Raw genomic sequence first — 25,439 nt, 5'->3', positions numbered from 1 at the left:
TCCGGAACTCGGCCGGTGGTCCCTCCGACTACTGCACCGGTACGGCGCGATCCGAACGACGCCGTACGACGTGACCTGGAGACGCGGTTGATGGACGAGTCCCGGCAATCCTTCCTGAGCGGCGCCGACGCGGTTCTGCGGAGAGCGGCGCCGCCACCGGCGCTCTGCGGCTTCCTCCTTCTGCTGGTCCTGGTCTTCACGGTGTCCTACGCCGTGGGCGCCGGCGCCGGCCCTGTCGCACCCGGTATGCACGGCAACGGCATCAGCGGCGACGGCACCAACGGTGGTGGTAGCGGTACCAGCGGTGGTGGTGGCACCAGCGGCGACGGTGGTGTGAGTGGGGGCTCGGGCGACATGGGAGACATGGACATGCAGGGGGGACACGGCTGATGGGCGCCGAACCGGGGACCGTCCTGGTGACGACCGACCTGGCCGTCGGAGGCATGACCTGTGCGGCCTGTGTGACCCGTGTGGAGAAGAAGCTCGGCAAGCTGGACGGGGTCACCGCGTCCGTCAACCTGGCCACCGGAATGGCTCGCGTGAGTCATCCTGCGGACATCGGGCCGGCCGAACTCGTCGCCACCGTCGAGAAGGCCGGGTACACGGCCGCTCTGCCCGAACCGCCCAGGGCGAAGGAGCCCGCCACCGACGACGGCGACGAGTCCGAGGCCACCCGGCAGGAACGGCACCGTCTGGTCGTCACCGCTGTGCTGGCGATCCCCGTGCTGGTCCTGTCGATGGCTCCGGGACTGCAGTTCCGCAACTGGCAGTGGCTGTGTTTCGCACTGACCGCGCCCGTCGCCGTGTGGGGCGCCTGGCCTTTCCACGTACGGGCGGTCCGGGGGCTGCGGCACTCTGCGGCCACCATGGACACGCTGGTGTCGCTGGGCGTGGTGGCGTCGTTCGCGTGGTCGTCGTACGCGCTCTTCCTCGGAGGCGCCGGCGACCCCGGGATGCGGATGCCGTTCACCCTCGTGCCCGCCGCCCCGGACGGCGTCGCACACATCTACCTCGAAGCGGCAGTGGGCGTACCGCTGTTCGTGCTGGCCGGGCGGTTCCTGGAGGCACGGGCGCGCCACGGGACCGGCGAGGCGCTGCGGTCGCTGGCCCGGCTCGCGGCCAAGGAGGTCGCCGTCCGGGCGGACGACGGCTCCGAACGGCATGTACCCATCGAGGAGTTGAGGGTCGGGCAGGTCTTCGTCGTGCGGCCGGGGGAGCGGGTGGCCACCGACGGGCAGGTGGCGGACGGCAGTTCGGCCGTGGACCTGTCCCTGGTCACCGGCGAGAGCGAGCCCGTCGAGGTCGGGCCGGGTTCGGCCGTGGTCGGCGGGGCCGTCAACGCCGGCGGGCTGCTGCTCGTCCGGGCCACAGCCGTGGGCGCCGATACGCAACTCGCCCGTATCGCCCGGCTGGTGACCGAGGCGCAGGCCGGCAAGGCACGGGCGCAGCGGCTGGCGGACTCCGTGGCCGGGGTGTTCGTGCCGGTGGTCCTAGTGTTGGCGGTGACCACGCTGGGATTCTGGCTGGGCGCCGGGGCCGATCCGCAGGCCGCCCTCACCGCGTGTGTGGCGGTTCTCGTCGTGGCCTGCCCGTGCGCCTTGGGCCTGGCGACCCCTACCGCGCTGATGGCCGCGACCGGCCGGGGTGCACAGTTGGGTGTCCTGGTCACCGGGCCGCAGGCGCTGGAAGGGCTTCAGCATCTCGATGCCGTGGTCCTCGACAAGACCGGCACACTCACCACCGGCCACATGACCGTCGCCAAGGTCACGGCCACACCGGACGGGCTCGGACGCGATGTGGTGCTGCGGTTGGCGGGGGCCGTGGAACAGGGCTCGGAACACCCGCTCGGCCGCGCCGTCTCCGCCTGCGCGCGGCGGGAGTCGGGCGAGCAACGGCTGCCGGACGTCAGGGAGTTCGGCGCGCTGGCGGGGCGCGGAGTACGCGGACGCGTCGACGGGCGGCTGGTCGAGGTCCTGGCCCCCGACGACGACCTGCCTGCCGCGCTCGCGGAGGCTCTGGCAGGAGCCGAGTCCGCCGCCCGTACGCCTGTACTGGTCCGAGTGGACGGCACGGCCGAGGCGTTGATCGAGATCGGCGACGTCGTGCGGCCCGGAAGCTACCGCGCGGTGGACCGACTGAGGCGGCTCGGCGTACGGCCCGTGCTCGCCACCGGGGACCGGGAGGCGCCCGCCCGGGCCGTCGCCGAGGCGCTCGGCATCGACGAGGTGCACGCCCGCTGCACACCCGAGGGAAAGGCAGACCTCGTAAGGGAGTTGAGGGAACAGGGGTACAGGGTCGCGGTCGTCGGCGACGGTGTGAACGACGCCGCGGCGCTGGCCGGTGCCGACCTCGGGATCGCCATGGGCAGCGGCACGGACGTGGCCATCGGCGCAGCCGACGTGACCCTCGTGCGCGGTGACATCGAGGCCCTCGCGGACGCGGTTCTGCTGGCCCGGCGCACGTTGGGCACGATTCGTACGAATCTCGTGTGGGCCTTCGGATACAACGTCGTCACCGTCCCGTTGGCGATGGTCGGCCTGCTCAACCCGATGGTCGCCGCGGCTGCCATGTCGGCCAGTTCGGTGCTGGTCGTAGCCAACAGCCTGCGCCTGCGCGCCTGGCGGCCCGCGCCCTCGATCTCGACCGCGTCCTCGACCCTGCCCGCCGCCTCCCGGAGACGTACCCGATGACCGACCAGAGCCCGTGGCGCCCGACCCGCCGTCGGCTGACCGACACCCTGCTCGCCGCGCTCGCTCCCGTCGCCGTGTGCGGTCTCGCGCTCGGCGGTCTGAGTACCTGGACCGCGTACGGCAACGCAGGCGGTCCGGCCCGGATCAAGGTCACCGACGGCAAGGTGCTGGTGCCCTTCGGAGCCACCCCGGTCACGGCGGCCTTCTTCAGGATCACCAACAGCGGGGGCGCGGCGGACCGGCTGCTGAAAGTGACGACCGCCGAGGCAGGCCCGGGCGCACTCAGCCTGAGTCGGCACGTCATGACCAGTTCCAACACGGCCACCGACCGGACCGTGGCCTCGGTCGGCGTCCCGGCCGGGGACAGCGTCGACATGTCTCCGGACAGTCTCGACGTCATAGTGCCGGTCAAGAAGGGCTGGCGGTCCGGTGACCTCGTCTCGTTCACCCTGCACTTCGAGCACAGCGGGGCCGTGAAGACCCTGGCGGTGCTGGTCACTCCGGGGCGGGACAGCGTCTGACGCCTTGTCGGCAGAGGCCGGTCGGACCACCCGTCGGGTTCCGGCGGGGCGCTGTGTCCTGTATCACTCCCTTGGGGGTGAGTCATGGACCCCTGTCCTGTGCGTACCGACTCGTGACGGGCGGAGCCCGGATGTGAGTATGAGGCCGTCATGACTGCTGGGTGGGGTGTGCGCACGATACGGGCCGCGGTGTTCGCGGCCGTCTGCGTGCTGCTCGCCGCCCTGGGCCACGTCCTGATGTCAGGCTCCACCGTGCCCTGGTGGACGATGTCCGCCGGCTTCGCCGTCACGAGCGGTGTGGGCTGGACTCTGGCAGGGCGCGAGCGCGGACTCCCGCTGGTGGTGTCCGTGGTGGTCGTCGCACAGGGGGCGCTCCACTCGGCCTTCTCGTGGGGACAGTCGGCGGATTCGGGATCGGGCACGGGTTCCGCGGCTCAGGACCTGAGCGGAACGCCCAACGGCTCGATGTCCATGGACGCGATGGACATGGGGTCCATGGGCTCCATGAGCTCGATGGACATGGGCCACGCGGCGCACGCCGAGCACCTCGGTCACCTGGCCCACGGCACCGGCGGCATGTCGTCGCTGGGGATGCTCGCCGCCCACACCCTGGCCGCTGTGCTGACCGGTCTGTGGCTGGCCTACGGGGAGCAGGCCGCGTTCCGACTCCTGCGGGCGGTCGCCGGATGGCTGGCCGCTCCGCTCCGGCCGCCTCTCGCCGCCCTGCCCGTTCCACCGCGTCGGCCCAGTCTGCGGCCGACGGGTGAACGCGCCGAGCGCGTCCCGCGGCTGACGCTCACACACACGATCATCTCTCGGGGGCCTCCGGCCGGGACCGCTGTCATCTGAGACAGCCGGCTTCCCGAGGCCGTCCGCCGGTGCCGCGTCCGCCGCATCGGCCGGTTCCGAGGCTTCGGGCACAGGGCGTGCATGTCGTACGCCCCGACCCCACTCCCGTCCCGGGACCTTCGCCGCGGTGTGCTCATGCGCGCGTTCGCGCGCGTGCCGCCGCGCCTGATCGGTCCCGTACCACCCGAGAAGGACATCAGGTGATCACTCCTGTCCTCCCCCTGCAGCCCAAGAAGCGCGACCCCCTGCCGTCCAAGAGGCGCGACGCAGGGCGCATAGCGGCGGATCGACCCGTGACCTCGGCGGCGCCGGAAGACCCGGTCACCGTCTGGGCCCTCGCCGCCCGGGCCGGCGATCCCGACGCCGTCGACCGTTTCGTGCGGGCCCTGCATCCGGACGTCGTCCGCTACGTCACCTACCTCTCCGCCGACCGCCAACTCGCCGACGACCTCGCGCAGGACACGTTCCTGCGGGCGCTCGGCAGCCTGCACCGGTTCGAGGGCCGCTCGTCGGCGCGTACCTGGCTGCTGTCCATCGCGCGCCGCACGGTCGTCGACAGCCTGCGGTACGCGGCAGCCCGGCCGCGGGCGGCCGACGTGGACGACTGGACGACATGGGCCGAGCGTGCCCAGCCCGGCGGTCTGCCCGGATTCGACGACGGGGTGGCCTTGCTCGACCTGCTGGACGCGCTGCCCGTCGAGCGCCGCGAGGCGTTCGTCCTCACCCAGTTGGCGGGGCTGCCCTACGAGGAGGCCGCCGCGGCCGGAGGCTGCCCCGTCGGGACGATCCGCTCCCGGGTCGCCCGGGCCCGAGCGACCCTCGCCGAACTTCTCGACGAGGCCGAGGGATCCGGGGATCCGACTGCTGCCGCCGCGTGACGACAGGGGTGCCGGTGACCGTCGGAGTCGATGGTCACCGGCATCCGTCCTTGCGTCCGTAGGGTGCTGCGGCGCCTTCACGGGCGTGGGTGACAGCGCCGCGCGGACACGGGACCCGTCGGTCGGTCGGTCGGTGTGCCCCGTGTGGCCACGGCTGGTCGAGATGGCTGCAACTGCTTCCGCATGAGCGGCAATTGATTCGAGGAAGCCGGGAACTGGAGGCCACCCGCGGCCGACTAGTAGTCCGACAGCACGGCTCGTCCCCCGATCGACCGCTGCATGCGGCGGACGGACGGGGACGAGCGAGGCACTTCGGGCGAAGGTGGTTCGGCGCACGTGAAACGCAGAAGTCTGTTGCGGTCCTCCGACGCGGCGATCGGCGCCTCGGCGCTGCTGGAACACGAACCGGGGAGCGGCGGCGGGAGCGGGGACGGGAACGGGAGCTTCGGCTGCTCGGAGTCGAGAACCGCGTGACACCGGAGATGGAGAACGCCTTCGCCGCGATCCGGGCCGAGTTCGGAGCCGAATCGATCACCCGGGTCGAGCAGATGCTGGAGCCGGGCGGCGGGGGCGAACGGCATCCGCTGCAGAAAGCAGCAAAGTGGATCATGCCGGGGCTCTCGGCGACTCCCTGGCACGATCCCTACGCCTACGACGAGATCGCCCCGGTCGTACATGCGCTGGAAGCCGGCCATCAGGCGATCAAAGAAGAACTGAACGTCGCCTGGGCGGCACGCCGGGAGGCGTTCTCGGACTATGAGCACTATCTGACACGACAGAAGAACTGGCAGGCCCTCTATCTCTTTCGCAAGGGAGGTCTGGTCGCGGAATCGGCCACCACGGTTCCGACCGCATACCGGTTGTTGAAGGACGTCGCGGTCGACACGGAGAAGATATGTCCGCTCCTGGAATGCCATTTCTCCACGCTGCTGCCGGGCGCCGTCATCGATCCCCACTGCGACCTGTGGAACTTCAGCATCAACCTCCATCTTGCCGTGGACATCCCCGACGGGTGCGGCATCACGGTCGCCGGTGAGACGCGCTCCTGGGAGGAGGGCAGATGCCTGCTCTTCGACTACTCCTTCGAACACGAGGCACGTAACGAGGGCGTTCGCCCGCGAACCTGCCTGCTCATCGACCTCTGGCATCCGGAGACGACCATTCCGGAGCGCCGGGCGCTGGTCGCCCTCGTCACCGAGGTCCGCCGACTCATGGGGGAGGGCTGACCCGAAGGCATGAATTCAGGAAAGCAGTGGCCGGACAAAGTCGGGAAGTGATTTCGGCTCTGTCCGGTGTCGCTGGCGGATAATTCCGGCGGTCTTTGACCGGCGGAATTCAGAGCTGCCCGAATACTCCGGTGACGGCTGATTTCGAGAAGGAATTTCGGTATTCCCAAGCCGGATTCCCGCTGCTACGGTGACGCGAAACGATTTCTCTTCCGGAATTCTCTTCCGTGTGGAATTCCGATGACCGTGATGACGAGGGGGTGACCGATCGTGTCTCTTTTGGTTCTGGCGTTGGGGCAGCTCGTCATCTCGCTCGACTACAACATCGTGTATGTCGCCCTGCCCGACATCGGCGCCGGGCTCGGCTTCTCCGACCACGACCTGCAGTGGGTGGTCAGCGCCTACGTCGTGGCCACAGGAGGGTTCCTGCTACTGGGCGGCCGGGCCGCCGACCTGCTGGGCCGGCGCCGGATGTTCGTCCTGGCGGCCCTGCTCTACGGGGGGTCGTCCCTCGTGGGCGGTCTGTCCGGGTCGCCCGGTGTACTCGTCGCCGTCAGGGGGATCCAGGGCATCGGTGGATCGCTGCTGTTCCCGGCGACACTGTCGTTGATCACCACTCTGTACGAGGAAGGACCCGCCCGGAACCGGGCGTTGGCGGTGTGGGGTGCTGCCGGAGCGGGCGGGCTCTGTTTCGGGTCCCTGCTGGGCGGGGTCCTGGTGGAGGCGTTCGGCTGGCCGTCGGTGTTCTTCGTCAACGTTCCGATCGCCGCGGTCCTCGCGGTGGCCGGGTGGCTGCTCTTCCCGGCTGACGGCCCGTGGGACCGTACCCGGCGCTTCGACGTGACGGGTGCGCTCACCGCCACGGGCGGGATCACCGTCCTGGTGTTCCTGCTGGTGCAGGCTCCGGCGGAGGGCTGGACCACGCCCACGGCCCTCATCAGCGCGGGGCTCTCGGCCGGTCTGCTCACGCTGTTCGCCGTGGTGGAGCGCCGGTCGCCCGAACCCCTCGTACCGGCACGGATGTTCGCCCACCGGGGGCTGCTGGTGGCGATGGGGGTGACCGCGCTGTTCAGTGCCACGTTCAGCTCGGTGCCGTACTTCCTCACCCTCTACTTCCAGACGGTTCACGGCTACAGCGCGGTCGCTACCGGGCTCGCCTTCCTCGTGCCCGCCGTGGTCGTGGCCGTGGGCACACAGGCCGGGGAACGGGCCGTGTCCGTCTTCGGAATGCGCCGGATGCTGGTGGGTGGCATGGTCCTGGGCGCCGCCGGAGCGACGGCCCTCGGTCTGGCGCTCACCTCGGACGGCTCGTATCCGGAACTCCTGCCGGGGATCGTGCTGTTGGGTCTCGGCCAGGGAGCGGCCTGGACGGGAATGTGGATCGCCGCGTCCGCCGGGGTAGCCCCCGGTGACCAGGGCATCGCCTCGGGGCTGGCGTCGACGACCCTGCAGGTGGGTGGCGCGGTGGGCCTCGCCGTACTGGTCGCGCTGGCCGGGGGAGTGGGCCAGAGTGCCTCCGGCCCCGGGCTGCTCGACGGCATCCGCACGGCCGTGTTCGCCATAGCGCTCGGCATCGGCGTCGGCGCGCTCGCGCTCCTCGTGCGCCGACGCAGGATCACCGGCACATAGGCCCCCTTCCCCGCTTCGTGTCACCACCTCTCCCGTCCGGTCCGTCCTCCGTCATGCCTGGAGTGCCTCCATGTTTCCCACTGTCACCGGTTCCGCAGCTCCTCGGGCCGCCGTTCTGTGCGGGCTGGCCGGATGGGTGCCGTCCCGTGTGGTGACCAACGAGCACCTCGCGCGACGGCTCGACACCGACGACGCATGGATCCGCACCCGGACCGGCATCCGGCAACGGCACGTCGTCGACCCCGGCCAGGCGACCTCCGACCTGGCCGTCGAAGCCGGCCGCCGGGCCCTTGCCGCCGCGGGAACGGGAACGGGCATGGTCGACGCGGTCGTCGTCGCCACCACGACCCCGGACCACACCTGCCCGGCTACCGCGCCCGCGGTCGCCGCACGGCTCGGGCTGACCGGGGTGGCCGCCTTCGACATCGGCGCGGTGTGCACCGGGTTCGTGTACGGGCTCGCCTCGGCCGCCGGGCTCATCGCGGCCGGAGTCGCCGACCGGGTCCTGCTCGTCGGCGCGGACACCTACTCCACGATCGTGGACCCACTGGACCGGGCCAACGCGATCATCTTCGGCGACGGCGCCGGAGCGGTCGTCCTGCGCGCCGGACACCCCGACGAACCCGGCGCGGTCGGCCACTTCGACCTCGGCAGCGACGGCGCCCACGAGGACCTGATCACGGTCGCGGCAGGCGGCTCCCGGCAACGGTCCCGGCCGGGTGAACCGAGCCGCGAGGAACGGCACTTCGCGATGCGCGGCAAAGAGGTCTACCGGCACGCTGTGACGCGCATGGCGGAGTCCGCGCGGGCCACGCTGTCCCGGGCCGGCTGGAAGATCGACGACGTCGACCACTTCGTACCCCACCAGGCCAATCTGCGGATCCTGCACTCGGTGGCCGACGACCTCGGCCTCCCGCGCGAGCGCTGCGTGACCCATGTCGAGTCCGTCGGCAACACGGGCGCCGCATCCATACCGCTCGCCCTCGCCGACGCGGCCACCCGGCAGACGGTCGGCCCCGGCGACCGCCTGCTGCTCACCGCCTTCGGAGGCGGCCTCACCTGGGGCTCCTGCCTTCTCACCTGGCCCTCACTCCCCCAACAGGAAAGGACTTCCCAATCGTGATGTCAAGCCGCTCCCGTGACGGGAGGTGAACCTTGATAGCACTGTCCGTCACGGATCATGGCCCACAGGACGTTGAGCCTGCGGCGGGCGAGCGCGAGCAGGGCCTGCTTGTGGCCCTTCCCCTCGCTCCGCTTGCGCTGGTAGTACGCCTTGGACGCGGGGCACGTCGTGGTGCTGACCATCGCCGAGAGATACATCGACCGCAGCAGGCCGCGGTGGTATCGCCTGGGCCTGCGGAGGTTGCCGCTGACGCGGCCGGAGTCACGGGGTCTGGGAGCGAGGCCGGCGAAGCCGGCCAGGCGGTCGGCGCTGCCGAAGGCATCCATGTCGCCACCGGTCGCGGCGATGAACTCGGCACCGAGCTTCGGGCCCATGCCGGGCAGGCTGCGGATCACCTCGGCGTGCGGATGCTCGCGAAACCGGGCCTCGATCAGGGCGTCGAGCTCGGCGATCTCCTCATCGAGGGCCATCACCCCCTTCGCGAGGCGGGCCACCATGGCGGCAGCCAGCTTCTCACCGGGCAGCGCGGTCTGCTGGGCCTGGGCGGCCTCCACGGCCGTCCTCGCGAGGACGGCGGCGCTGCGGACCTTGCGGTTCTTCAGCCAGGTCTCAATGCGCTTGGCACCGGCGCGACGGATCGCGGCCGGGGTCTGGTAGCCGGTCAGCAGCATGACCGGCCCCTTGTTGACCAGGTCCAGGGATCGCTCCAACGCGGGGAATATCTCAAGGAGTTGGGCCCGCAGACGGTTGATCTGCCGGGTGCGGTCGAAGACCACGTCCAGGCGCCGGTTGGTCAGCGTGCGCAGGTCGACGGCGATCTCGTCGCCGGGCCGCAGCAGGCCGAGGTCCCGGCGGACCCGGGCCTGGTCGGCGATGACGAAGGCATCCTTCGCGTCGGTCTTGCCCTCGCCCTTGTAGGTGGCCGAGGCGCGGTGGACCGCCAGGCCGGTCAGATAGGCCATGGGCTGGTCGTGGCTGAGGAGCAGGCCGATCAGCAGGGCGGCGCCACCGTGGTTGAGGTCGACGGCCCACAGCACGTCGGTGGATATCGCCAGGACGTCACCGATCAGCTGGAGCAGCTCGCTCTCGTCGTTGAGTACCCGGCGCGACAGCAGCCGTTCACCGTCCGTATTGATCACCACGCAGTGGTGATGTTCCTTGCCGATGTCCACTCCGGCCCAGATCTCGGGCACGGTCACCTCCGCCACCTCGCCGTCTCACCTGTCACCCGCAGACGACCTCGCCGACGTTGTCCTACAGCAGCGATCGGGTCGCGTCTCCCAATTGGCGGTCGAGTCGTCGCGGGGTCCCGGGCGGCCAAGTCCTTTGAGCCTTGCCAACGGCGCCGCCATGACAGCCATACCCAGAACCCCTGGGCCCTCCGATCTTACGAACGACCAGAGCAACCACCCTTGAAAGGTAGGACGGCGCCGCCATGACAGCCATACCCAGAACCCCTGGGCCCTCCGATCTTACGAACGACCAGAGCAACCACCCTTGAAAGGTAGGACGACGTCATGAGCACCACCTACGGGCAACTCGTCGACATCCTCACGAGACTTCACGACGCTCCCGCCGACCGGATCCGCCCCGGCGCGACCCTCGGCGAACTCGACGTCGACTCGCTGACGACGGTCGAGATCAGCATCCGCATCGAGCGCGACCTCGGGGTGACCGTCGGCGACGACGAACTCGAGCCCGATCTCACCCTCGGCGAGATCGCCCGTCTCGTCGACACCAGGCAAGCCTCCCTCCGACCTCACCGAAGGTAGAAGCAGTCATGCAGATCAAGGACCAGCCCGGCAGCGCGATCGGCGCGACGGTCGAGGGCTTCGACCACACCACCGCCTCCGACGCCGACATCGCCGCGCTCAAGAACACCGTGTACACGAAGAAGATCGCCGTCCTGAAAGGACAGGACCTCTCCCCACAGGAGTTCCTCGAACTCGGCAAGCTGCTGGGGCGCCCAGAGACCTACTACGAGCCGATGTACAAGCACCCCGAGATACCGGAGATATTCGTCTCCTCCAACGTGCCGAAGGACGGCAAGCAGATCGGCGTACCGAAGACGGGCAAATTCTGGCACGCCGACTACCAGTTCATGCCGGACCCCTTCGGTATCACCCTGATATACCCCCAGGTGATTCCGGAGAGGAACCGCGGCACGTACTTCATCGACATGGGCCGGGCGTACGAGAAGCTGCCCGAGGTTCTCAAGAAGGAGATCGGCGGCACGCGCTGCCGGCACTCGGTGCGCAAGTACTTCAAGATCCGCCCGCACGACGTCTACCGTCCTCTCTCCGAGATCATCGAGGAGGTCGAGCGGAAGACCCCGGCCGTCGTCCAGCCGACCACCTTCGCCCACCCCATGACCGGCGAGACGGTCCTCTACATCAGCGAGGGCTTCACCGTCGGCATCGAGGACCAGGACGGCAACCCGCTCGACGAGGAGCTGCTCAAGCGGCTGTTCGACGTCACCGGCCAACTCGACGAGAGCTTCGAGCACGAGAACATCCACCTGCAGAGCTTCGAGAAGGGCGACCTGCTGGTCTGGGACAACCGCAGCCTGATCCACCGCGCGCGGCACACGACCACGCCCGAGCCGACCGTCTCCTACCGCGTCACGGTCCACGACGAACGCGGGCTGCACGACGGGATCAGGGCGGCATGACGGACGAAGCCCTGTTGGCGCAGGTGCTGGCGCCCTACAAGGACCATTGCAAGTACCTGCGTTCGGCTGTCGTGACAGAGACGGACGGCCGTGCTTCCGTCCGTTGTGAGTTCGCGATACCCGAGTCGTGCTACATCGACGACACGGGCCATCTGAATTCCGTCGAGGTGAACATCTGCTACAACCAGATGATGTATTACCTCGTCGCCAAGTCCGTCCAGGAAGGACTGGGCTCGGGTTTCCGATCGTGGACGCTGGACGACTTCTGGAAGCACCAGCTCCCGGACATTCTCATCGCCCGTTTCGCCGCCAGTTTCCGGCGACCCGTCAATCCCCGTGAATTCTCCGGGGAGATGGAGTTCCGGTCCGTCACCCGACGTGCCCCGGCCGCCGGCAGCCCGTTCCTGCACGCCGACACCGCCTTCCGGTACTGGGACGCCGAGTCCGGCCGCTGCGACGGCGAGGCGACCCTGGCGTTCGTCAACGTCCCCTGACGCGACCGCCCCCTGACACGAACACCCCCGACTCGAACGTCCCCCGACACGAGGCGAGAGACAAAGCCATGACCACGGACAGGCTCCACCACCCGGAGCTCCGAACGCTCGCCCGGACCACCGGCTTCCACGCCCGGCACCGGCCCACCACCCCCGCGGTCCTCTGCGAGGGCCGCACCCTGACGTACGAGCAACTGCACCGTGAGAGCAACCGCATCGCCCACGCACTCCAGGACGCCGGACTCGGCGCGGGGGACCGCGTCGCGTACCTCGGCAAGGAGTCCGAGCACTACTACGAGATCCTGTTCGCCTGCGCCAAGAGCGGCACCGTCCTGGTCCCCGTCAACTGGCGGCTCACCGCGCCCGAGGTCAGCCACATCCTCCAGGACTCCGGGACCCGACTCCTGTTCCTGGAGGACGAGTTCGAGGCGATCGTGGAGAGGATGCCGACCGCGCCCCCGGAGAAGGCCGTCGCCCTCGGCGAGAGCTTCACCGCCTGGAAGGCACCCCACCCCGACACCGAACTTCCGGACAGCGCCACCCCGGACACCCCGGTCGCCCAGCTCTACACCAGCGGGACGACCGGACTGCCCAAGGGCGTCGTGCTGGCCCACCGCAGCTTCTTCGCGATCCGGGACGCCCTGGCGAGCGAGGGCCTCGACTGGATCGACTGGCGGGCCGGTGACATCGCGCTCATCGGCATCCCGGGATTCCACATCGGCGGCCTGTGGTGGGCCACGCAGAACTTCAACGCGGGTACGACCGTCGTCGCGATGCGTGCCTTCGTCGCACGCCAGGCCGTCGACCTCATCCGCGACCTGGGTATCACCACCGCGTGTGTAGTCCCGGCCATGCTCCGCATGATGCTGACCGAACCGGGCGTCGGCGCCAAGGACTTCACCACCCTGCGCAAGACGGTCTACGGCGGCTCCCCGATCTCCGAGGCCCTGCTGGAGGAGAGCCTCGCGGTCCTGGCGTGCGAGTTCGCCCAGATCTACGGCCTCACCGAGACCGGCAACACCGCCGTCTGCCTGCCCCCGGCCGCCCATGTCCCCGGCGGCCCTCTCATGCAGGCGGCCGGGCACCCCTACCCGGGCGTGCGCAGCAAGGTGATCGACGGCGGGGGCCGTGAACTCCCGCCGGGCGAGGTCGGGGAGGTGTGCCTGGCCACCCCGGCCCGCATGGTCGAGTACTGGGGACTGCCCGAGAAGACCGCAGAGACCCTCGTCGACGGCTGGATCCACACCGGGGACGCCGGCTACGTCGACGAGGACGGCTACGTCTTCATCCGCGACCGCATCAAGGACGCCATCCTCGTGGCCGGTGAGAACGTCTACCCGGCCGAGATCGAGAACGTACTGGAAGGCCACCCCGGTGTGGCCGAGGCCGTGGTCGTCGGCGCCCCCGACGAACGCTGGGGCGAGTACGTGCACGCCTTCGTCGTCCCGGACCCCGAACAGCAGCCCACGCCCCGGGACCTGCACACCTTCCTGGTCCCGCGGCTCGCGAGCTTCAAGCTGCCCGCCCGTTACGAGTTCATCGACAGCGTCCCCCGCAACCCCAGCGGCAAGATCCTGCGCCGCGAACTGCGCGACCGCTTCTGGGGCGACTCCGCCCGCAAGGTCAACTGACCGGTACTCCCTCGGAGAGAACTGGAGTGAGAACGACATGCCTGCTCCCCTCACGATGGAGGGCTTCCGCGCGGACCTGGCGGAGTACCTCTACCTGCGGCCCGACGAGATCGACCTCGACGAGAACCCTCTCTACGCGGGGCTGGACTCCCTGCGCATCGTCACCCTCATCGAACGGTGGCGGGAAACCGGTGCGGACGTGACCTTCGTCGAACTGGCCGAGCGCACCTCGTTCGCCCAGTGGTGGCAGCTGCTCTCCGCACGTCAGGAGACAACGAGGTGACGGCGCGTCAACCACTGCTCGCCGCTCAGGAAGGCGTCTGGACGGGCCAGCGGCTCGACCCGGACAGCCCCGCCTACAACACGGCCGAATACGTACACATCCACGGCCCGGTGGACCCGGCCGTCTTCGAAGCCGCCCTGCGGCAGGTGGTCGCGGAGACGGAGGCCCTGAACGTCTCCTACGTCGTCGACGACCAGGGGCAGCCCTGGGAGACAGCCGCTCCGACCGGCGCCTGGCGCCCGCACACCGCCGACCTCACCACCGAACCGGACCCGCACGCGGCGGCCCTGGCCTGGATGGACGAGGACATGGCCCGCCCGGTCGACCTCACGTGCGACCACGTCTTCGGCCATGCCCTGCTGCGGATCGCGCCGGACGAGTACCTCTGGTACCACCGCGTCCACCACATCGCCCTCGACGGCTTCGGCCTGTCCCTGGTCGCCCGCCGCGTCGCCGAGGTCTACACGGCCCTGGCGGCGGGGGAACCGGTGGGGGAGAGCGGCTTCGGCACCCTGGCCTCGGTACGGGACGAGGAACGCGCCTACCAGGAGTCGCCCCGCTTCGCCGAGGACCGCGCCCACTGGACGGACCGGTACGCGGACCGGCCGCCGGTGGTGACCCCGGCCGGCCGTTCGGCCCTGCCCGCGCGCACTTTCCGTCGCCGCGTCGGCGACCTCGACGCGGCACAGACGCGGAACCTGCGTGGCGTGGCCCGCGACCTGAAGGTCACCTGGTCCGAGGTGCTGCTGGCGGTCACGGCGGCTCGACTGCACCACGCGACCGGCGCACCGGAGATCGTCCTCAGCCTCCCCGCGATGGGCCGCCTCGGGTCGGTCTCCCTGCGCGTGCCGTGCATGGTCCGCAACATCCTGCCCCTGCGTGTGACGGTCACCGCGACGGACACCCTGCGCGACCTCGCTGCCCGGATCTCCCGCGAACTCCGCGCAGGTCTCCCGCACCAGCGCTACCGCTACGAACACATGCGCCGTGACCTCAAACTGGTCGGCGGACAGCGCCGGTTGTCCGGTCCCGGCGTCAACATCATGCCCTTCGAGTACGACCTGCGCTTCGCCGGACACCGCAGCACGGTCCACAACGTCTCCGCCGGTCCCGTCGACGATCTGTCCGTCAACGTCTACGACCGCTCCGAGGGCTCGGGCCTGCGCATCGCCGTCGACGCCAACCCCGACCTCTACGACGAGACGGACGTCACCGCACTCCAGGAGGGCCTGCTCGCCCTGCTGAGCGAGGCCGTCGCCGCCCCCGACCGGCCCCTCGGGGAACTGCGGGCGCGTGAGTCCGTGCCCGTCCTGGACGGCGGCCCGCTGCCCGGACCGGCGCGCCCGGTGCTCGGCCTGATCGCCGACCACGCTGCCCGCAGCGGCGGCTCGGTGGCCGTCGAACACGACGGACACAGCATCACGTACGCGGAACTCTTCGGCTCGGCGCGGGACTTGGCCCACCGACTGGCCGCCCGTGGCGTGGGTCCCGGCGACCTGGTGGCCGTGGCCCTGCCGCGCGGCATCGACGCGATCACCGCCGTCCTCGGTGTCCTGCTCTCCGGCGCTGCCTACTGCCCGCTCGACCCGACGGCCCCCGAGGCACGCAGGGCCGAGCTACTGGAAGGCGCCCGGCCCGCGCTGACACTGACGACGAGCACCTACGCCGACGTCACGGCCGACCTCGCCACAGCCAGGCCGACCGCTCCGGCACCGGACGAACTCGCCTACGTCCTGCACACCTCCGGCTCCACCGGCCGCCCCAAGGGTGTCGAGATCGGCCACCGGGCCCTCGCCCACTTCGTCGCCGGCGCCACCCACCGCTACGGAGTCCAACGCCACGACCGCGTCCTGCAGTTCGCCCCGCTGCACTTCGACACGAGCGTCGAGGAGATCTTCCTCGCCCTGTGCGCGGGCGCGACGCTCGTCGTGCGTACCGACGACATGACCGACTCGGTCCCCGCGTTCCTGAACACCTGCGCACGACTGCGGATCAGCTTCCTCGACCTGCCCACGGCCTACTGGCACGAACTGGCCTACGCCGTCTCGACGGGTGCCGCCGCCCTGCCCGCCGCGGTGCGGACCGTCGTCATCGGCGGCGAGGCGGCCCTGCCCGAACGCGTCGACCGCTGGCGCAAGGCCGTCGGGACATCCGTACGGCTGCTGAACACCTACGGGCCGACCGAGGCCACCGTGGTCGCCACCGCCGCCGACCTCCACGATCCCGCCCTGGCCCCGGGAGACGTACCCATCGGGCTGCCGCTGCCGGGCACCCGGGCCGCGGTCGTCGACGGCGAACTCCACCTCCTCGGCGACAACCTGGCCGCCGGCTACCGGGGAGGCGCGCTTCCGGACACCGCCCGCTTCGCGCCCCTGGACGTCCTCCCCGGAGCACCACGCGCCTACCGCACCGGCGACCGGGTACGGATCGGCGACGACGGGCAACTGCGCTATCTGGGCCGAACAGACACCGAGTTCAAGATCAGCGGACATCGTGTGCACCCCGCCGAGGTCGAGAGCGCCCTCCTGGCCTGCGCGGGGGTGCGGGACGCCGCCGTCGTGGGCCAGGTGCTGGAGGACGGGACGCGGCGGCTGGCCGCGTACGTCGTCCCGGACGAGCCGGACGGGCTGTTCAGACAGGACGGGCCGGACCTGTCCGTGGCCGGGATCAGGGATCGCCTCCGTACGGCCCTGCCCCCGGCGATGATCCCCTCGGCGATCGAGTTCCTGGCCGGCCTGCCCCGGACGAGCTCCGGGAAGATCGACAGGAAGCTCCTCGCCACACCGCACCCCGACCTCGGTACGCGGCGGACGAACTCGCCGGACAGAACACTGGAACGCACCATCGCCTCCGTCTGGCAGCAGGTGCTCGGCCTGGCCTCCGTCGCCGCTCAGGACGACGTGTTCGACCTCGGTGCCCAGTCGCTCCAGGCGATCCAGGTCGCCAACCGCCTCGGTGTCGAACTGGGCCGGGAGATGAAGGTCGCCTGGCTGTTCCAGCACCCGCGCATCGCCGACCTCGCGCGCTTCCTGCAGCAGCAGGAAGGGCCGACAACCCCCGGCCTCCCGCAGACAATGGCCGCCGACACCGTCCTCGACCCGGACATCCGCCCCGGCGACGGCCTCCGCGCGGGCGGAACACCGGAGCGGATCCTGCTGACCGGCGCGACCGGATTCGTCGGCGTACACCTGCTGGCACAGCTCCTGACGGACACGGAGGCGGAGATCGTCTGCACCGTCCGGGCACCGAGTCCCGCCGAGGCCACCGCCCGCATCCAGCAGGCCCTGGAGACCCACCGGATCCGCGTTCCGGACACGGCGTGGGAACGCGTCACGGCACTTCCCGCTGACCTCGCCCGCCCCCGACTCGGCCTGGCCGACGGGACGTTCGCCGAACTGGCCCGCACCTGCGGGGCGATCTTCCACAACGCGGCGACCGTGAGCATCATGCGCGACTACGCCACCCTGCGCGCCGCCAACACCGGGTCGACCAGGGAGCTGCTGCGCCTGGCGGCCGTACGCCCGGTCCCTCTGCACTTCGTGTCGACCCTCTCCGTGGCCCCGCCGCTCGCCCTCGCCACCGAGGTCCCCGAGGCGTTCTTCCCGCCCCACTCCGGACTGCGCTACGGCTACCAGCAGTCGAAGTGGGCTGCCGAGCGGCTGCTGGAACAGGCCGCCGAGCGGGGGCTGCCCGTCACCGTGCACCGGCTCGGCCGGATCGTCGGCCCGGCCGCGACCGGCTACGTGAACGAGCGGGACTTCCTGTGGAGCGTGCTGCGCGCCGGGGTTCCCGCCGGCATCGTCCCCGAACTGTTCGAGGAGGAGACCTGGACACCCGTCGACCATGTCGCCGAAGCCCTCGTCCACCTCTGCCTCGGGCAGCGGAGGGCGGCGACGGTCTTCAACCACGCAGCCACCGCCCCCGTGCGGCTGGGCGACATCTACGACTGGCTGGAGGAGTACGGCTATTCGCTGCGCCGCGTGCCGCTGGCGCAGTGGAGAGCCGAACTCCCGGAGTCCTCCGGTGTCGCGGCGACCACACTCGCCTTCTTCGACTCGTGGGACGCGGCCCCCGAAGACGCCGCCGACCCCGGTCTGCGCCTGGGACGCGTGTGCGCCGACAACGTAGTGAACGGACTGCACGGCAGCGGCATCACCTGCCCGCCCGCCGACCGGGACCTCGTCTTCCGCTACCTCGACCACTGCGTCACCACCGGCCTCCTGCCTGCCCCGGCGGGACGGAAAAGTCATCTGGCAGCCCCAGCGAAGTAGTTGGGAGGTCCCGGGAACTCACCGGCTCTTCCTCCCGACTACTGCAACAGAGTCCCTCGTTTCATGGACACCCCGCTGCAAGGAGCACGCATGCCGAAGAAACGGCCCGTCGCCATCGCCCTGGCCGGCGCCCTGTGTCTGGTCACCGCGGCCTGCACCGACTCCTCGACCCACACGGACGGTGTCGCCGACGGCAAGGCGGCAGCCGCCGCAGCGAACACCGGCTACCCGGTCACCCTTGAGAACTGCGGAGTGTCGGAAGAGATCACCGAGGAACCCGGCCGGGTCGTCGTGATGAACGGTGCCTCGGTCGCCGAGGTCTCCACGCTTCTCGCCCTGGGCGTGCAGGACAGGATCGTCGCCAATCAGCAGACCTACGGCATGTCCGAGGTCGCGGGACGTGCCGCCGCCATCAAGGCGCTCCCCACGGGTGACGTGAAACTGAACGACGCCTACGACATTCCGCGCGAGGCGATGATCGGACTGCGCCCCGACCTGGTGCTGTCCACCACCTCGTACGGCTTCGACGAGAGGAACGGCTTCGCCACCCGCGAGCAGCTGGGGGCGGTGGGAGCCAACACCTACGTGTCCCCGCAGGGCTGCGACCAGGACACCTCCAGGATGACGATCGCCGACAGCTACACGCTGCTGCGCGACCTGGGCAAGGTCTTCGACAGGAGCGACGAGGCAGAGAAGATCATCGCCGCGTCGGAGAAGCACATCGCCGAGGTCGCCGCCAAGGTGAAGGGCGAGAAGCAGCCGAAGGTCATGGTGCTGTTCTCCAACATGGCCATGGGCGGCAACGACTTCAGCTCGGTCGTCGCCAAGGGCATCTACAACGACATCCTCGCCAAGGCCGGCGGCTCCAACGCCTTCGAGAACGCCTCGAAGACCTCCTTCGCCGACCTGAGCAAGGAGAAGGTGGCCGCGACCGACGTCGACGCGCTCGTCGTCATCGGCTACAACGACCCGAACCCGGCGGCCTACGCCAAGAAACTGCTGAAGGAGTTCCCCCAGTGGCCGGCCGCGAAGACCAACACGTACGTGGCACTGTCGGACTCGATGTACCTCGGCCCCAGCAACGACCTGGCCGTCGAGAAGATCGCCAAGGCCCTGCACCCCGACAAGGTCTGAACGGGCTGAGGCTGTCTCTCGCCGCCGGTGTCCTGCTCACCGTGCTCGTCGCCGTCATGGTGCTGGCGGTGAGCATCGGCGCGGTCAACATCCCGGTCGGCGACGTGTGGGGGATCCTCCTGCACCACGTCACCGGCCGGGGCGGCGGCACCGCCGACCCCGCACTGGACCAGATCGTGTGGACCTTCCGGGCACCCCGAGTCGCCCTGGCCGCGCTGGTCGGCGCGGGTCTGGCGGTGGCGGGGGCGGTGCTGCAGACTCTGGTCACCAACCCGCTCGCCGACCCGGTCGTCCTCGGTTTCTCCTACGGCGCCTCGTTCGGCGCGGTGCTCGTCATCACGCTCGGCGGAGTCGCGCTCGGCGGCCTGGGCGCGCTCGGAGTGTCCGGCGCGGCGTTCGTCGGCGCCCTGGCGGCCGGTGCCCTGGTCTTCGTCCTGGGGCAGCGGCAGGGCCGGCTCGCTCCCACCCGGGTGGTGCTGGCGGGGGTCGCGGTCGGCTACGTCCTGCTGTCGATGACCAGCTTCGTCCAACTGCTCGCGACGCCGACCGAGCTGCGTACGGTGATGTTCTGGATGCTGGGCAGTGTGGCCGGCGCCCAGTGGAACCAGCTCCCCACTGTCACGGTCGTCGTCCTGACGAGCACGGCCCTGCTGACCCTGCTGGGCCGACGCCTCAACGCGCTGCTCGCCGGTGACGAGTCGGCGACCGCGCTCGGCGTGGACGTCAACCGGCTGCGGGCCGGTCTGCTGGTCGTCAGCGCGCTGCTCACCGGCACCGTCATCGCCGTCGCGGGCGGGGTCGGCTTCGTCGGCCTGATGATTCCGCACCTGGTCCGCCTCAGCACCGGCGCCGACCACCGCAGACTCATTCCGCTGACCGCACTCCTCGGTGCCGTCTACCTCGTCCTCGTCGACCTGCTCTCCCGCACCCTCACCCGCCCCAACGAACTCCCGCTGGGCATCCTCACCGCCCTGCTCGGGGCCCCCTTCTTCCTGTGGCTGCTGCGCCGCAACAAGGGCCTGGACACCGTATGAAACTGACCGTGGACCAGCTCCACATCACCCTGGACCGCAGGCCGATCCTCCGGCAGGTGAACCTGGAGGCCGCCAAGGGCGACATCGTCGGCCTGGTGGGCCCCAACGGCAGCGGCAAGTCCACCCTGCTCCGCGCCGTCTACCGCTCACTGCGCCCGGCCGACGGGGTGGTCAGAGTGGGCGGCGACGACGTATGGGAACTCTCCGCGCGTACGGCAGCCCGCCGCACGGCGGCCGTACTCCAGGACGCCGGCACCACCACCGGACTGACGGTGACCGAGATCGTCGCCCTCGGCCGTACGCCCCACCACGGCCTGATGGGCCGCGACGGATCCGAGGACCACGAGGCCGTCGCCGACGCGGTCGCGCGCTGCGGTGTCACCCCGTTCGCACACCGCGACTACGCCACCCTCTCGGGCGGCGAGCGCCAACGGGTCCTGCTGGCCAGGGCTCTAGCCCAACGCCCCCAGCTCCTGGTCCTGGACGAACTCACCAACCACCTGGACATCCGCGCCCGGTTCGAACTCCTGGACCTGATCCGCAGCACGGGCATCACCACCCTCGCGGTCCTGCACGACCTGGATCTCGCCGCCCGGCTCTGCGACCACCTCGTCGTGCTCCACGAGGGCGCGGTGGTCGCGGCCGGACCTGTCCTGGACGTCCTGACCCCGGACCTCCTCCGCGACGTCTTCGGCGTACGGGGTGCCACGGAACGCCATGCCGACGGCGTCGTCCGCGTCACCTACGCGGCTCAGCCTCTCGCCGGTGACAGGGAGCCCGAGCACGCGGAACTGTGACGACCGCCGTCACTCGCTGTGGGGCTCGTACATGATCCGGGTCTCAGCGCGACGCCACGGTGAGCCGGTCCAGCGCGCCGGACCTGGCCTGGGCGACGAGGTCGGCGAACTGCTCCTCGCTCATCTGCACATGCTGCCCGAAGTCGTCGGTGATGCGCACCCGCTTGTCCGCGGGCGCGTGCGGGTCCACGAAGAGCTGGGGACAACCGCAGTCGCAGTCCCCGCAGAAGGTCGCGACCGGTTCCGGGCTCACGTCAGCTGCCATCTGTGCCACCTCGTGACTTCCGCCGTGCCGGGGGATCCGGCACGTCTACGATGCCCGGTCGACCGCCGACACCAAACTGCCTCACCACACCGACTCCCTCTGGCGACCGGCCTCAACCCACCCTAGGATTCGAGGACTTCGCGTCCCGGCGGCATACGCCGGTGTCCGGGTGCGACAGACACACCGACAACTGCATAGGCGTGCGACTGGGGGGGGGAAGCCGGTGGGAGTCCGGCACTGACCTGCAACCTGTGCGGCTCTGGGGGGCCGTCAGTCGGTACACCCGGAGCGCGCCGTGTGTACCGCCCGCCCCCACTGTCACGGTCTGCGGCGCGAAGCCGAGGGTCCTGGCCCGGTCCCGTCGATCCGGTGTGTTCCGCCGCCTGACCGCCCTGCCCGTTCAGCCGGCGCCGGGTGTGGCAGCGGACGCCGGCGCCGGAGTACCGGTCGGCCTCCTCGGCGACGGGCCGTGGGCCCCGTACCAGGAAGGCTCAGCCTTGCACCGCATACCCGCACGACATGGCCTGATCACCACGGCTGCCCTCGCACTCGCCCTCGCCTCCGCTCCCGCTGTCGCCCACGCGCAGGACACCGCGGGCACGAACGCCCCGGTCAAGGTCACGTTGACCGTGCAGGGACCGGACGGCCTGCTCTTCAAGGGGAAGATCAAGACAAAGGGTCACGACGTGACCACTGCCACGGGCGGCACCCACACATGCGACGGGACCAACGGCGGGGCCAACCCCACCGCCGTCCCCACCCCGACGGCAGCTCTCGACGATGCGGCGCGCAAGCGGCACTTCACCTGGGACGGCACCTGGTACGCGTCCTTCGACGACTACTCCGTCGACACGATCAAGAACGTCGGCGGCGGCGGGGCCGCGTACTGGAACATCTCGGTCAACGGCACGTCCACGCCGGTCGGTGGCTGCCAGTTCAAGCTGAACGCCGGTGACAAGGTGGCGTTCACCTGGACGGCCCTCTGACCGTCCCGCAGGACCTGGAACTCGCGGTAGCCGTCCCCGTCGCGATCAGCGTGGACCCCCGCAGTTCGTGCGGAGCGTGCAACGTGTCGCCAGGGCACGGATGGTTGCTGCGCTGTCTGCTCGTGTGCTGGGGATGCCGAGAGCCATGGGGTGATGCCGGGGCCGGGGGAGGAAGTCGGGCGTTTCCTCCCCCGGCCGACGGAGCTTGTCGTCAGGACGCGGAGAGTTCCGCGCGGACCGCGCGGGCGGCGCTGACCAGGTTCTCCAGGGAGGCACGGGTTTCGGGCCAGCCGCGGGTCTTCAGGCCGCAGTCGGGGTTGACCCAGAGACGGTCGGCGGGGATGGCCTTGAGGCCGGTACGGAGCAGTTCGGCGGCTTCCTCGGTGCTCGGCACGCGTGGGGAGTGGATGTCGTAGACGCCGGGTCCGGCTTCGCGGGGGTAGCCGTGGACGGCGAGTTCGCGGGCGACCTGCATGTGGGAGCGGGTGGCTTCGAGGCTGATGACGTCGGCGTCGAGGTCGTCGATGGCCTGGACGATGTCGCCGAACTCGGCGTAGCACATGTGGGTGTGGATCTGGGTGTCGGGCCGTACGCCACCTGTGGTGAGCCGGAAGGATTCGGTGGCCCAGGCGAGGTAGGCGGGGTGGTCGGCGGCGCGCAGGGGGAGGGTTTCGCGCAGTGCGGGTTCATCGACCTGGATGACCGAAGTCCCGGCCTTTTCCAGGTCGTTGACCTCGTCGCGCAGGGCAAGTGCTACTTGTCGGGCGGTGTCTCCGAGGGGCTGGTCGTCGCGGACGAAGGACCAGGCGAGCATGGTGACCGGTCCGGTGAGCATGCCCTTGACGGGCTTGCCGGTGAGGGACTGGGCGTATGTCGTCCAGCGCACCGTCATCGGTTCGGGGCGGGAGATGTCGCCGGCCAGGATCGGCGGGCGGACGTATCGGGTGCCGTACGACTGGACCCAGCCGTGCTGGGTGGCGAGGTAGCCGGTGAGCTGCTCGGCGAAGTACTGGACCATGTCGTTGCGTTCGGGTTCGCCGTGGACGAGGACGTCGAGGCCGGACTTCTCCTGGAAGCCGATCACCTCGCTGATCTCGGCCTTGACGCGTTCCTCGTAGTCGGCCGTGTCGATCCGACCGGCCTTCAAGTCGGCGCGGGCGGTGCGCAGTTCGTTGGTCTGGGGGAAGGAGCCGATGGTGGTGGTCGGCAGCAACGGCAGGCGCAGGTGGGCGCGTTGGGCCGCGGAGCGTTCCCGGTAGGGCTGGGAGCGGCGGGCGTCGGTGTCCGAGACGGCGGCGGCTCGGGCCCGTACGGCGGGGTCGCGGGTGATGGGGGAGTTCGCGCGGGCGGCGAGTGCGGTGCGGTTGGTGGTCAGTTCGCCGACGATCGCATCGGTGCCGAGGGACAGGCCCTTGGCGAGGGTGACGATCTCGGCGGCCTTCTGGCGGGCGAAGGCGAGCCAGCGCAGGATCTGCGGGTCGATGTCCCGCTCGGCGGCCGTGTCGAGAGGGACGTGGAGGAGGGAGCAGGACGCGGAGACGTCGACCCGGCCGGCCAGCCCGAGCAGGGTGCCGAGGGTCGCGAGGGACTTCGTCAGGTCGTCGGCCCAGATGTTGCGGCCGTTGACGACGCCGGCGATCAGGCGCTTGCCGGGCAGCCCGCCGACGGCGGCGAGGTCCGCGAGGTTGGCTGCGGCGGCGGCGGTGAAGTCCAGCGCTAGACCCTCCACCGGTGCCTTGGCCAGGATCGGGAGGGCGTCGCCGAGCCGGTCGAAGTAGGAGGCGACCAGGAGCTTGGGCCGGTCGGTGCGGGTGCCGAGGTCGCGGTAGGCGCGCGCGGCGGTGTTCAGTTCGGCCGGGGTGCGGTCCTGGACGAGGGCGGGCTCGTCGAGCTGTACCCATTCGGCGCCGGCGGCGCGCAGGTCGGCGAGGACGTCGGCGTACACCGGCAGCAGCCGGTCCAGCAGGGTCAGCGGGTCGAAGTCGGCTCCGACACCGGGCGCGGGCTTGGCCAGCAGCAGGTAGGTGACCGGGCCGACCAGCACCGGGCGGGCGTCGAGTCCGAGGGCGAGGGCTTCCCGCAACTCCGCGACCTGCTTGGCCGGGTCAGCCCTGAAGACGGTGTCGGGGCCCAACTCGGGTACGAGGTAGTGGTAGTTGGTGTCGAACCACTTGGTCATCTCCAGCGGACCGATCTCCTGCGTTCCGCGTGCCATGGCGAAGTAGCCGTCCAGCGCGTCGGATTCGACGGCGGCGCGGTGCCGCTGCGGGATCGCGCCGACCATGACGGTGGTGTCCAGGACGTGGTCGTAGTACGAGAAGTCTCCGGTCGGGATCTCGTCGATGCCGGCCTCGGCGAGCTGTCGCCAGTTGGCGGCGCGCAGGTCGGCGGCGGTGGTGTGGAGGGTGTCGGCGTCGGTGCGGCCCTTCCAGTAGGCCTCGATCGCCTTCTTCAGTTCCCGGTTGGGGCCCTGGCGGGGGTAGCCGTACACGGTGGCCCGTGCTGCCGCGGCTGCGGACGTCGCTGTCACGGAAATCTCCTTCGCGAGATATCTCCCTGGAATCCCGGGACGGGACGAGGAACGCGAAGGAACGACACATCGGACGGAGACACGACCACGACCGTGCCCACCGCGATATGTGCGCCGACCCGCCCACGAGGTCACCGGGACATCCGCGCACGAACGGTCGTGCGCGGGCAACGGGCAGGTCTTCGGACTCGCGAGCACGCCCTCGTATCGACTACGGAGGACAACCTACTGGCCGTCGCTTCCCAGACCCTGTTCACCGGACCCAGTGCGTATGACGGCGGTCGTTCTCGCTCACCGCTGCGGGGCAGTCCCGGATTCCCACCGGGTTCCCTCTTACGACGCATCCCGCCTGGCGGACGGGGCGAACCAGCTGCACCCGGCAGCCTACGGGGCAGTCCTCCCGGGCGCGGGATCACGTCCGGCATTC

22 protein-coding genes and 1 riboswitch are annotated in these 25,439 nt (G+C 70.3%); of the genes, 19 read left to right on the top strand and 3 right to left on the bottom strand.

Annotated elements, in window-relative coordinates:
• Window positions 1-15 precede the first annotated feature (15 nt).
• The 9 genes from OHN74_RS06140 (at window position 16) to OHN74_RS06100 (ending at window position 8,916) form a co-directional block, all read left to right on the top strand.
• Complete coding sequence (locus tag OHN74_RS06140; RefSeq protein WP_443060349.1) at window positions 16-390, top strand: hypothetical protein; 375 nt, start codon at window positions 16-18, stop codon at window positions 388-390.
• A complete protein-coding gene (locus tag OHN74_RS06135; protein ID WP_327693518.1) occupies window positions 390-2,690 on the top strand; it encodes a heavy metal translocating P-type ATPase in 2,301 nt (766 codons plus the stop codon). Before OHN74_RS06140 ends, OHN74_RS06135 begins: the two co-directional genes overlap by 1 nt.
• Entirely contained in the window at window positions 2,687-3,211 is a 525-nt protein-coding gene (locus OHN74_RS06130) for a copper chaperone PCu(A)C (RefSeq protein ID WP_327693517.1), read from the top strand. The genes OHN74_RS06135 and OHN74_RS06130 overlap by 4 nt, the downstream gene beginning before the upstream one ends.
• Window positions 3,212-3,361: 150 nt before the next feature.
• The gene (locus OHN74_RS06125; RefSeq protein WP_327693516.1) at window positions 3,362-4,060 is read left to right on the top strand and encodes a hypothetical protein; all 699 of its coding nucleotides are present in this window, start codon (window positions 3,362-3,364) and stop codon (window positions 4,058-4,060) included.
• A gap of 200 nt (window positions 4,061-4,260) precedes the next feature.
• Window positions 4,261-4,938: a sigma-70 family RNA polymerase sigma factor gene (locus OHN74_RS06120; RefSeq protein ID WP_443060348.1), complete on the top strand. Its 678-nt coding sequence runs from the start codon at window positions 4,261-4,263 to the stop codon at window positions 4,936-4,938.
• Window positions 4,939-5,274: 336 nt separating this feature from the next.
• Window positions 5,275-5,412, top strand: coding sequence for a hypothetical protein (locus OHN74_RS06115; protein ID WP_327693515.1), 138 nt, complete (start codon window positions 5,275-5,277; stop codon window positions 5,410-5,412).
• On the top strand, window positions 5,409-6,164 hold the full coding sequence (locus OHN74_RS06110; RefSeq protein WP_327693514.1) for an aspartyl/asparaginyl beta-hydroxylase domain-containing protein: 756 nt from the start codon (window positions 5,409-5,411) through the stop codon (window positions 6,162-6,164). The genes OHN74_RS06115 and OHN74_RS06110 overlap by 4 nt, the downstream gene beginning before the upstream one ends.
• A gap of 270 nt (window positions 6,165-6,434) precedes the next feature.
• Window positions 6,435-7,793 (top strand): MFS transporter, encoded by a 1,359-nt coding sequence (locus OHN74_RS06105; RefSeq protein WP_327693513.1) that lies wholly within the window; start codon window positions 6,435-6,437, stop codon window positions 7,791-7,793.
• Window positions 7,794-7,863: 70 nt separating this feature from the next.
• The gene (locus OHN74_RS06100; RefSeq protein ID WP_327693512.1) at window positions 7,864-8,916 is read left to right on the top strand and encodes a beta-ketoacyl-ACP synthase III; all 1,053 of its coding nucleotides are present in this window, start codon (window positions 7,864-7,866) and stop codon (window positions 8,914-8,916) included.
• Between the two features lie 2 nt (window positions 8,917-8,918).
• On the opposite strand, the gene OHN74_RS06095 is transcribed toward OHN74_RS06100, so the two are convergent.
• A complete protein-coding gene (locus OHN74_RS06095; RefSeq protein ID WP_443060541.1) occupies window positions 8,919-10,109 on the bottom strand; it encodes an IS110 family transposase in 1,191 nt (396 codons plus the stop codon).
• Between the two features lie 324 nt (window positions 10,110-10,433).
• Here OHN74_RS06095 and OHN74_RS06090 point away from each other — a divergent pair, with 324 nt between their 5' ends.
• The 9 genes from OHN74_RS06090 to OHN74_RS06050 all read left to right on the top strand — a co-directional run bounded on the left by OHN74_RS06090 (window position 10,434) and on the right by OHN74_RS06050 (window position 21,231).
• A complete protein-coding gene (locus tag OHN74_RS06090) occupies window positions 10,434-10,688 on the top strand; it encodes an acyl carrier protein (RefSeq protein ID WP_327693510.1) in 255 nt (84 codons plus the stop codon).
• A gap of 8 nt (window positions 10,689-10,696) precedes the next feature.
• A complete protein-coding gene (gene scoE / locus OHN74_RS06085; protein ID WP_327693509.1) occupies window positions 10,697-11,587 on the top strand; it encodes a (3R)-3-[(carboxymethyl)amino]fatty acid oxygenase/decarboxylase in 891 nt (296 codons plus the stop codon).
• The gene (gene scoD / locus OHN74_RS06080; RefSeq protein WP_327693508.1) at window positions 11,584-12,081 is read left to right on the top strand and encodes a (2E)-enoyl-ACP glycyltransferase; all 498 of its coding nucleotides are present in this window, start codon (window positions 11,584-11,586) and stop codon (window positions 12,079-12,081) included. Before scoE ends, scoD begins: the two co-directional genes overlap by 4 nt.
• Before the next feature lie 68 nt (window positions 12,082-12,149).
• On the top strand, window positions 12,150-13,712 hold the full coding sequence (locus OHN74_RS06075; protein ID WP_327693507.1) for a fatty acid--CoA ligase: 1,563 nt from the start codon (window positions 12,150-12,152) through the stop codon (window positions 13,710-13,712).
• Window positions 13,713-13,749: 37 nt separating this feature from the next.
• A complete protein-coding gene (locus tag OHN74_RS06070) occupies window positions 13,750-13,995 on the top strand; it encodes a phosphopantetheine-binding protein (protein ID WP_327693506.1) in 246 nt (81 codons plus the stop codon).
• A complete protein-coding gene (locus OHN74_RS06065) occupies window positions 13,992-18,266 on the top strand; it encodes an amino acid adenylation domain-containing protein (protein WP_327693505.1) in 4,275 nt (1,424 codons plus the stop codon). Before OHN74_RS06070 ends, OHN74_RS06065 begins: the two co-directional genes overlap by 4 nt.
• A 90-nt stretch (window positions 18,267-18,356) precedes the next feature.
• Window positions 18,357-19,400: an ABC transporter substrate-binding protein gene (locus OHN74_RS06060; RefSeq protein WP_327693504.1), complete on the top strand. Its 1,044-nt coding sequence runs from the start codon at window positions 18,357-18,359 to the stop codon at window positions 19,398-19,400.
• 56 nt (window positions 19,401-19,456) lie between these two features.
• The gene (locus OHN74_RS06055) at window positions 19,457-20,434 is read left to right on the top strand and encodes a FecCD family ABC transporter permease (protein WP_327700009.1); all 978 of its coding nucleotides are present in this window, start codon (window positions 19,457-19,459) and stop codon (window positions 20,432-20,434) included.
• The gene (locus tag OHN74_RS06050) at window positions 20,431-21,231 is read left to right on the top strand and encodes an ABC transporter ATP-binding protein (RefSeq protein WP_327693503.1); all 801 of its coding nucleotides are present in this window, start codon (window positions 20,431-20,433) and stop codon (window positions 21,229-21,231) included. The genes OHN74_RS06055 and OHN74_RS06050 overlap by 4 nt, the downstream gene beginning before the upstream one ends.
• A 43-nt stretch (window positions 21,232-21,274) precedes the next feature.
• Here the strand turns inward: OHN74_RS06050 and OHN74_RS06045 are convergent, their stop codons facing one another.
• Window positions 21,275-21,496, bottom strand: a complete 222-nt coding sequence (locus tag OHN74_RS06045; protein WP_327693502.1) for a hypothetical protein — start codon at window positions 21,494-21,496, stop codon at window positions 21,275-21,277.
• 497 nt (window positions 21,497-21,993) lie between these two features.
• Here OHN74_RS06045 and OHN74_RS06040 point away from each other — a divergent pair, with 497 nt between their 5' ends.
• A complete protein-coding gene (locus tag OHN74_RS06040) occupies window positions 21,994-22,482 on the top strand; it encodes a DUF4430 domain-containing protein (RefSeq protein ID WP_327693501.1) in 489 nt (162 codons plus the stop codon).
• Between the two features lie 211 nt (window positions 22,483-22,693).
• Here the strand turns inward: OHN74_RS06040 and metE are convergent, their stop codons facing one another.
• The gene (gene metE / locus OHN74_RS06035) at window positions 22,694-25,012 is read right to left on the bottom strand and encodes a 5-methyltetrahydropteroyltriglutamate--homocysteine S-methyltransferase (RefSeq protein ID WP_327693500.1); all 2,319 of its coding nucleotides are present in this window, start codon (window positions 25,010-25,012) and stop codon (window positions 22,694-22,696) included.
• Between the two features lie 156 nt (window positions 25,013-25,168).
• Window positions 25,169-25,398, bottom strand: a riboswitch (cobalamin riboswitch).
• Between the last annotated feature and the right edge of the window lie 41 nt (window positions 25,399-25,439).

Source organism: Streptomyces sp. NBC_00459 (assembly GCF_036013955.1).
Taxonomy (GTDB): Bacteria; Actinomycetota; Actinomycetes; order Streptomycetales; family Streptomycetaceae; genus Streptomyces.
Note: the sequence above shows the minus strand (reverse complement) of the source record. Positions and strands in the feature narration are given on the sequence as shown.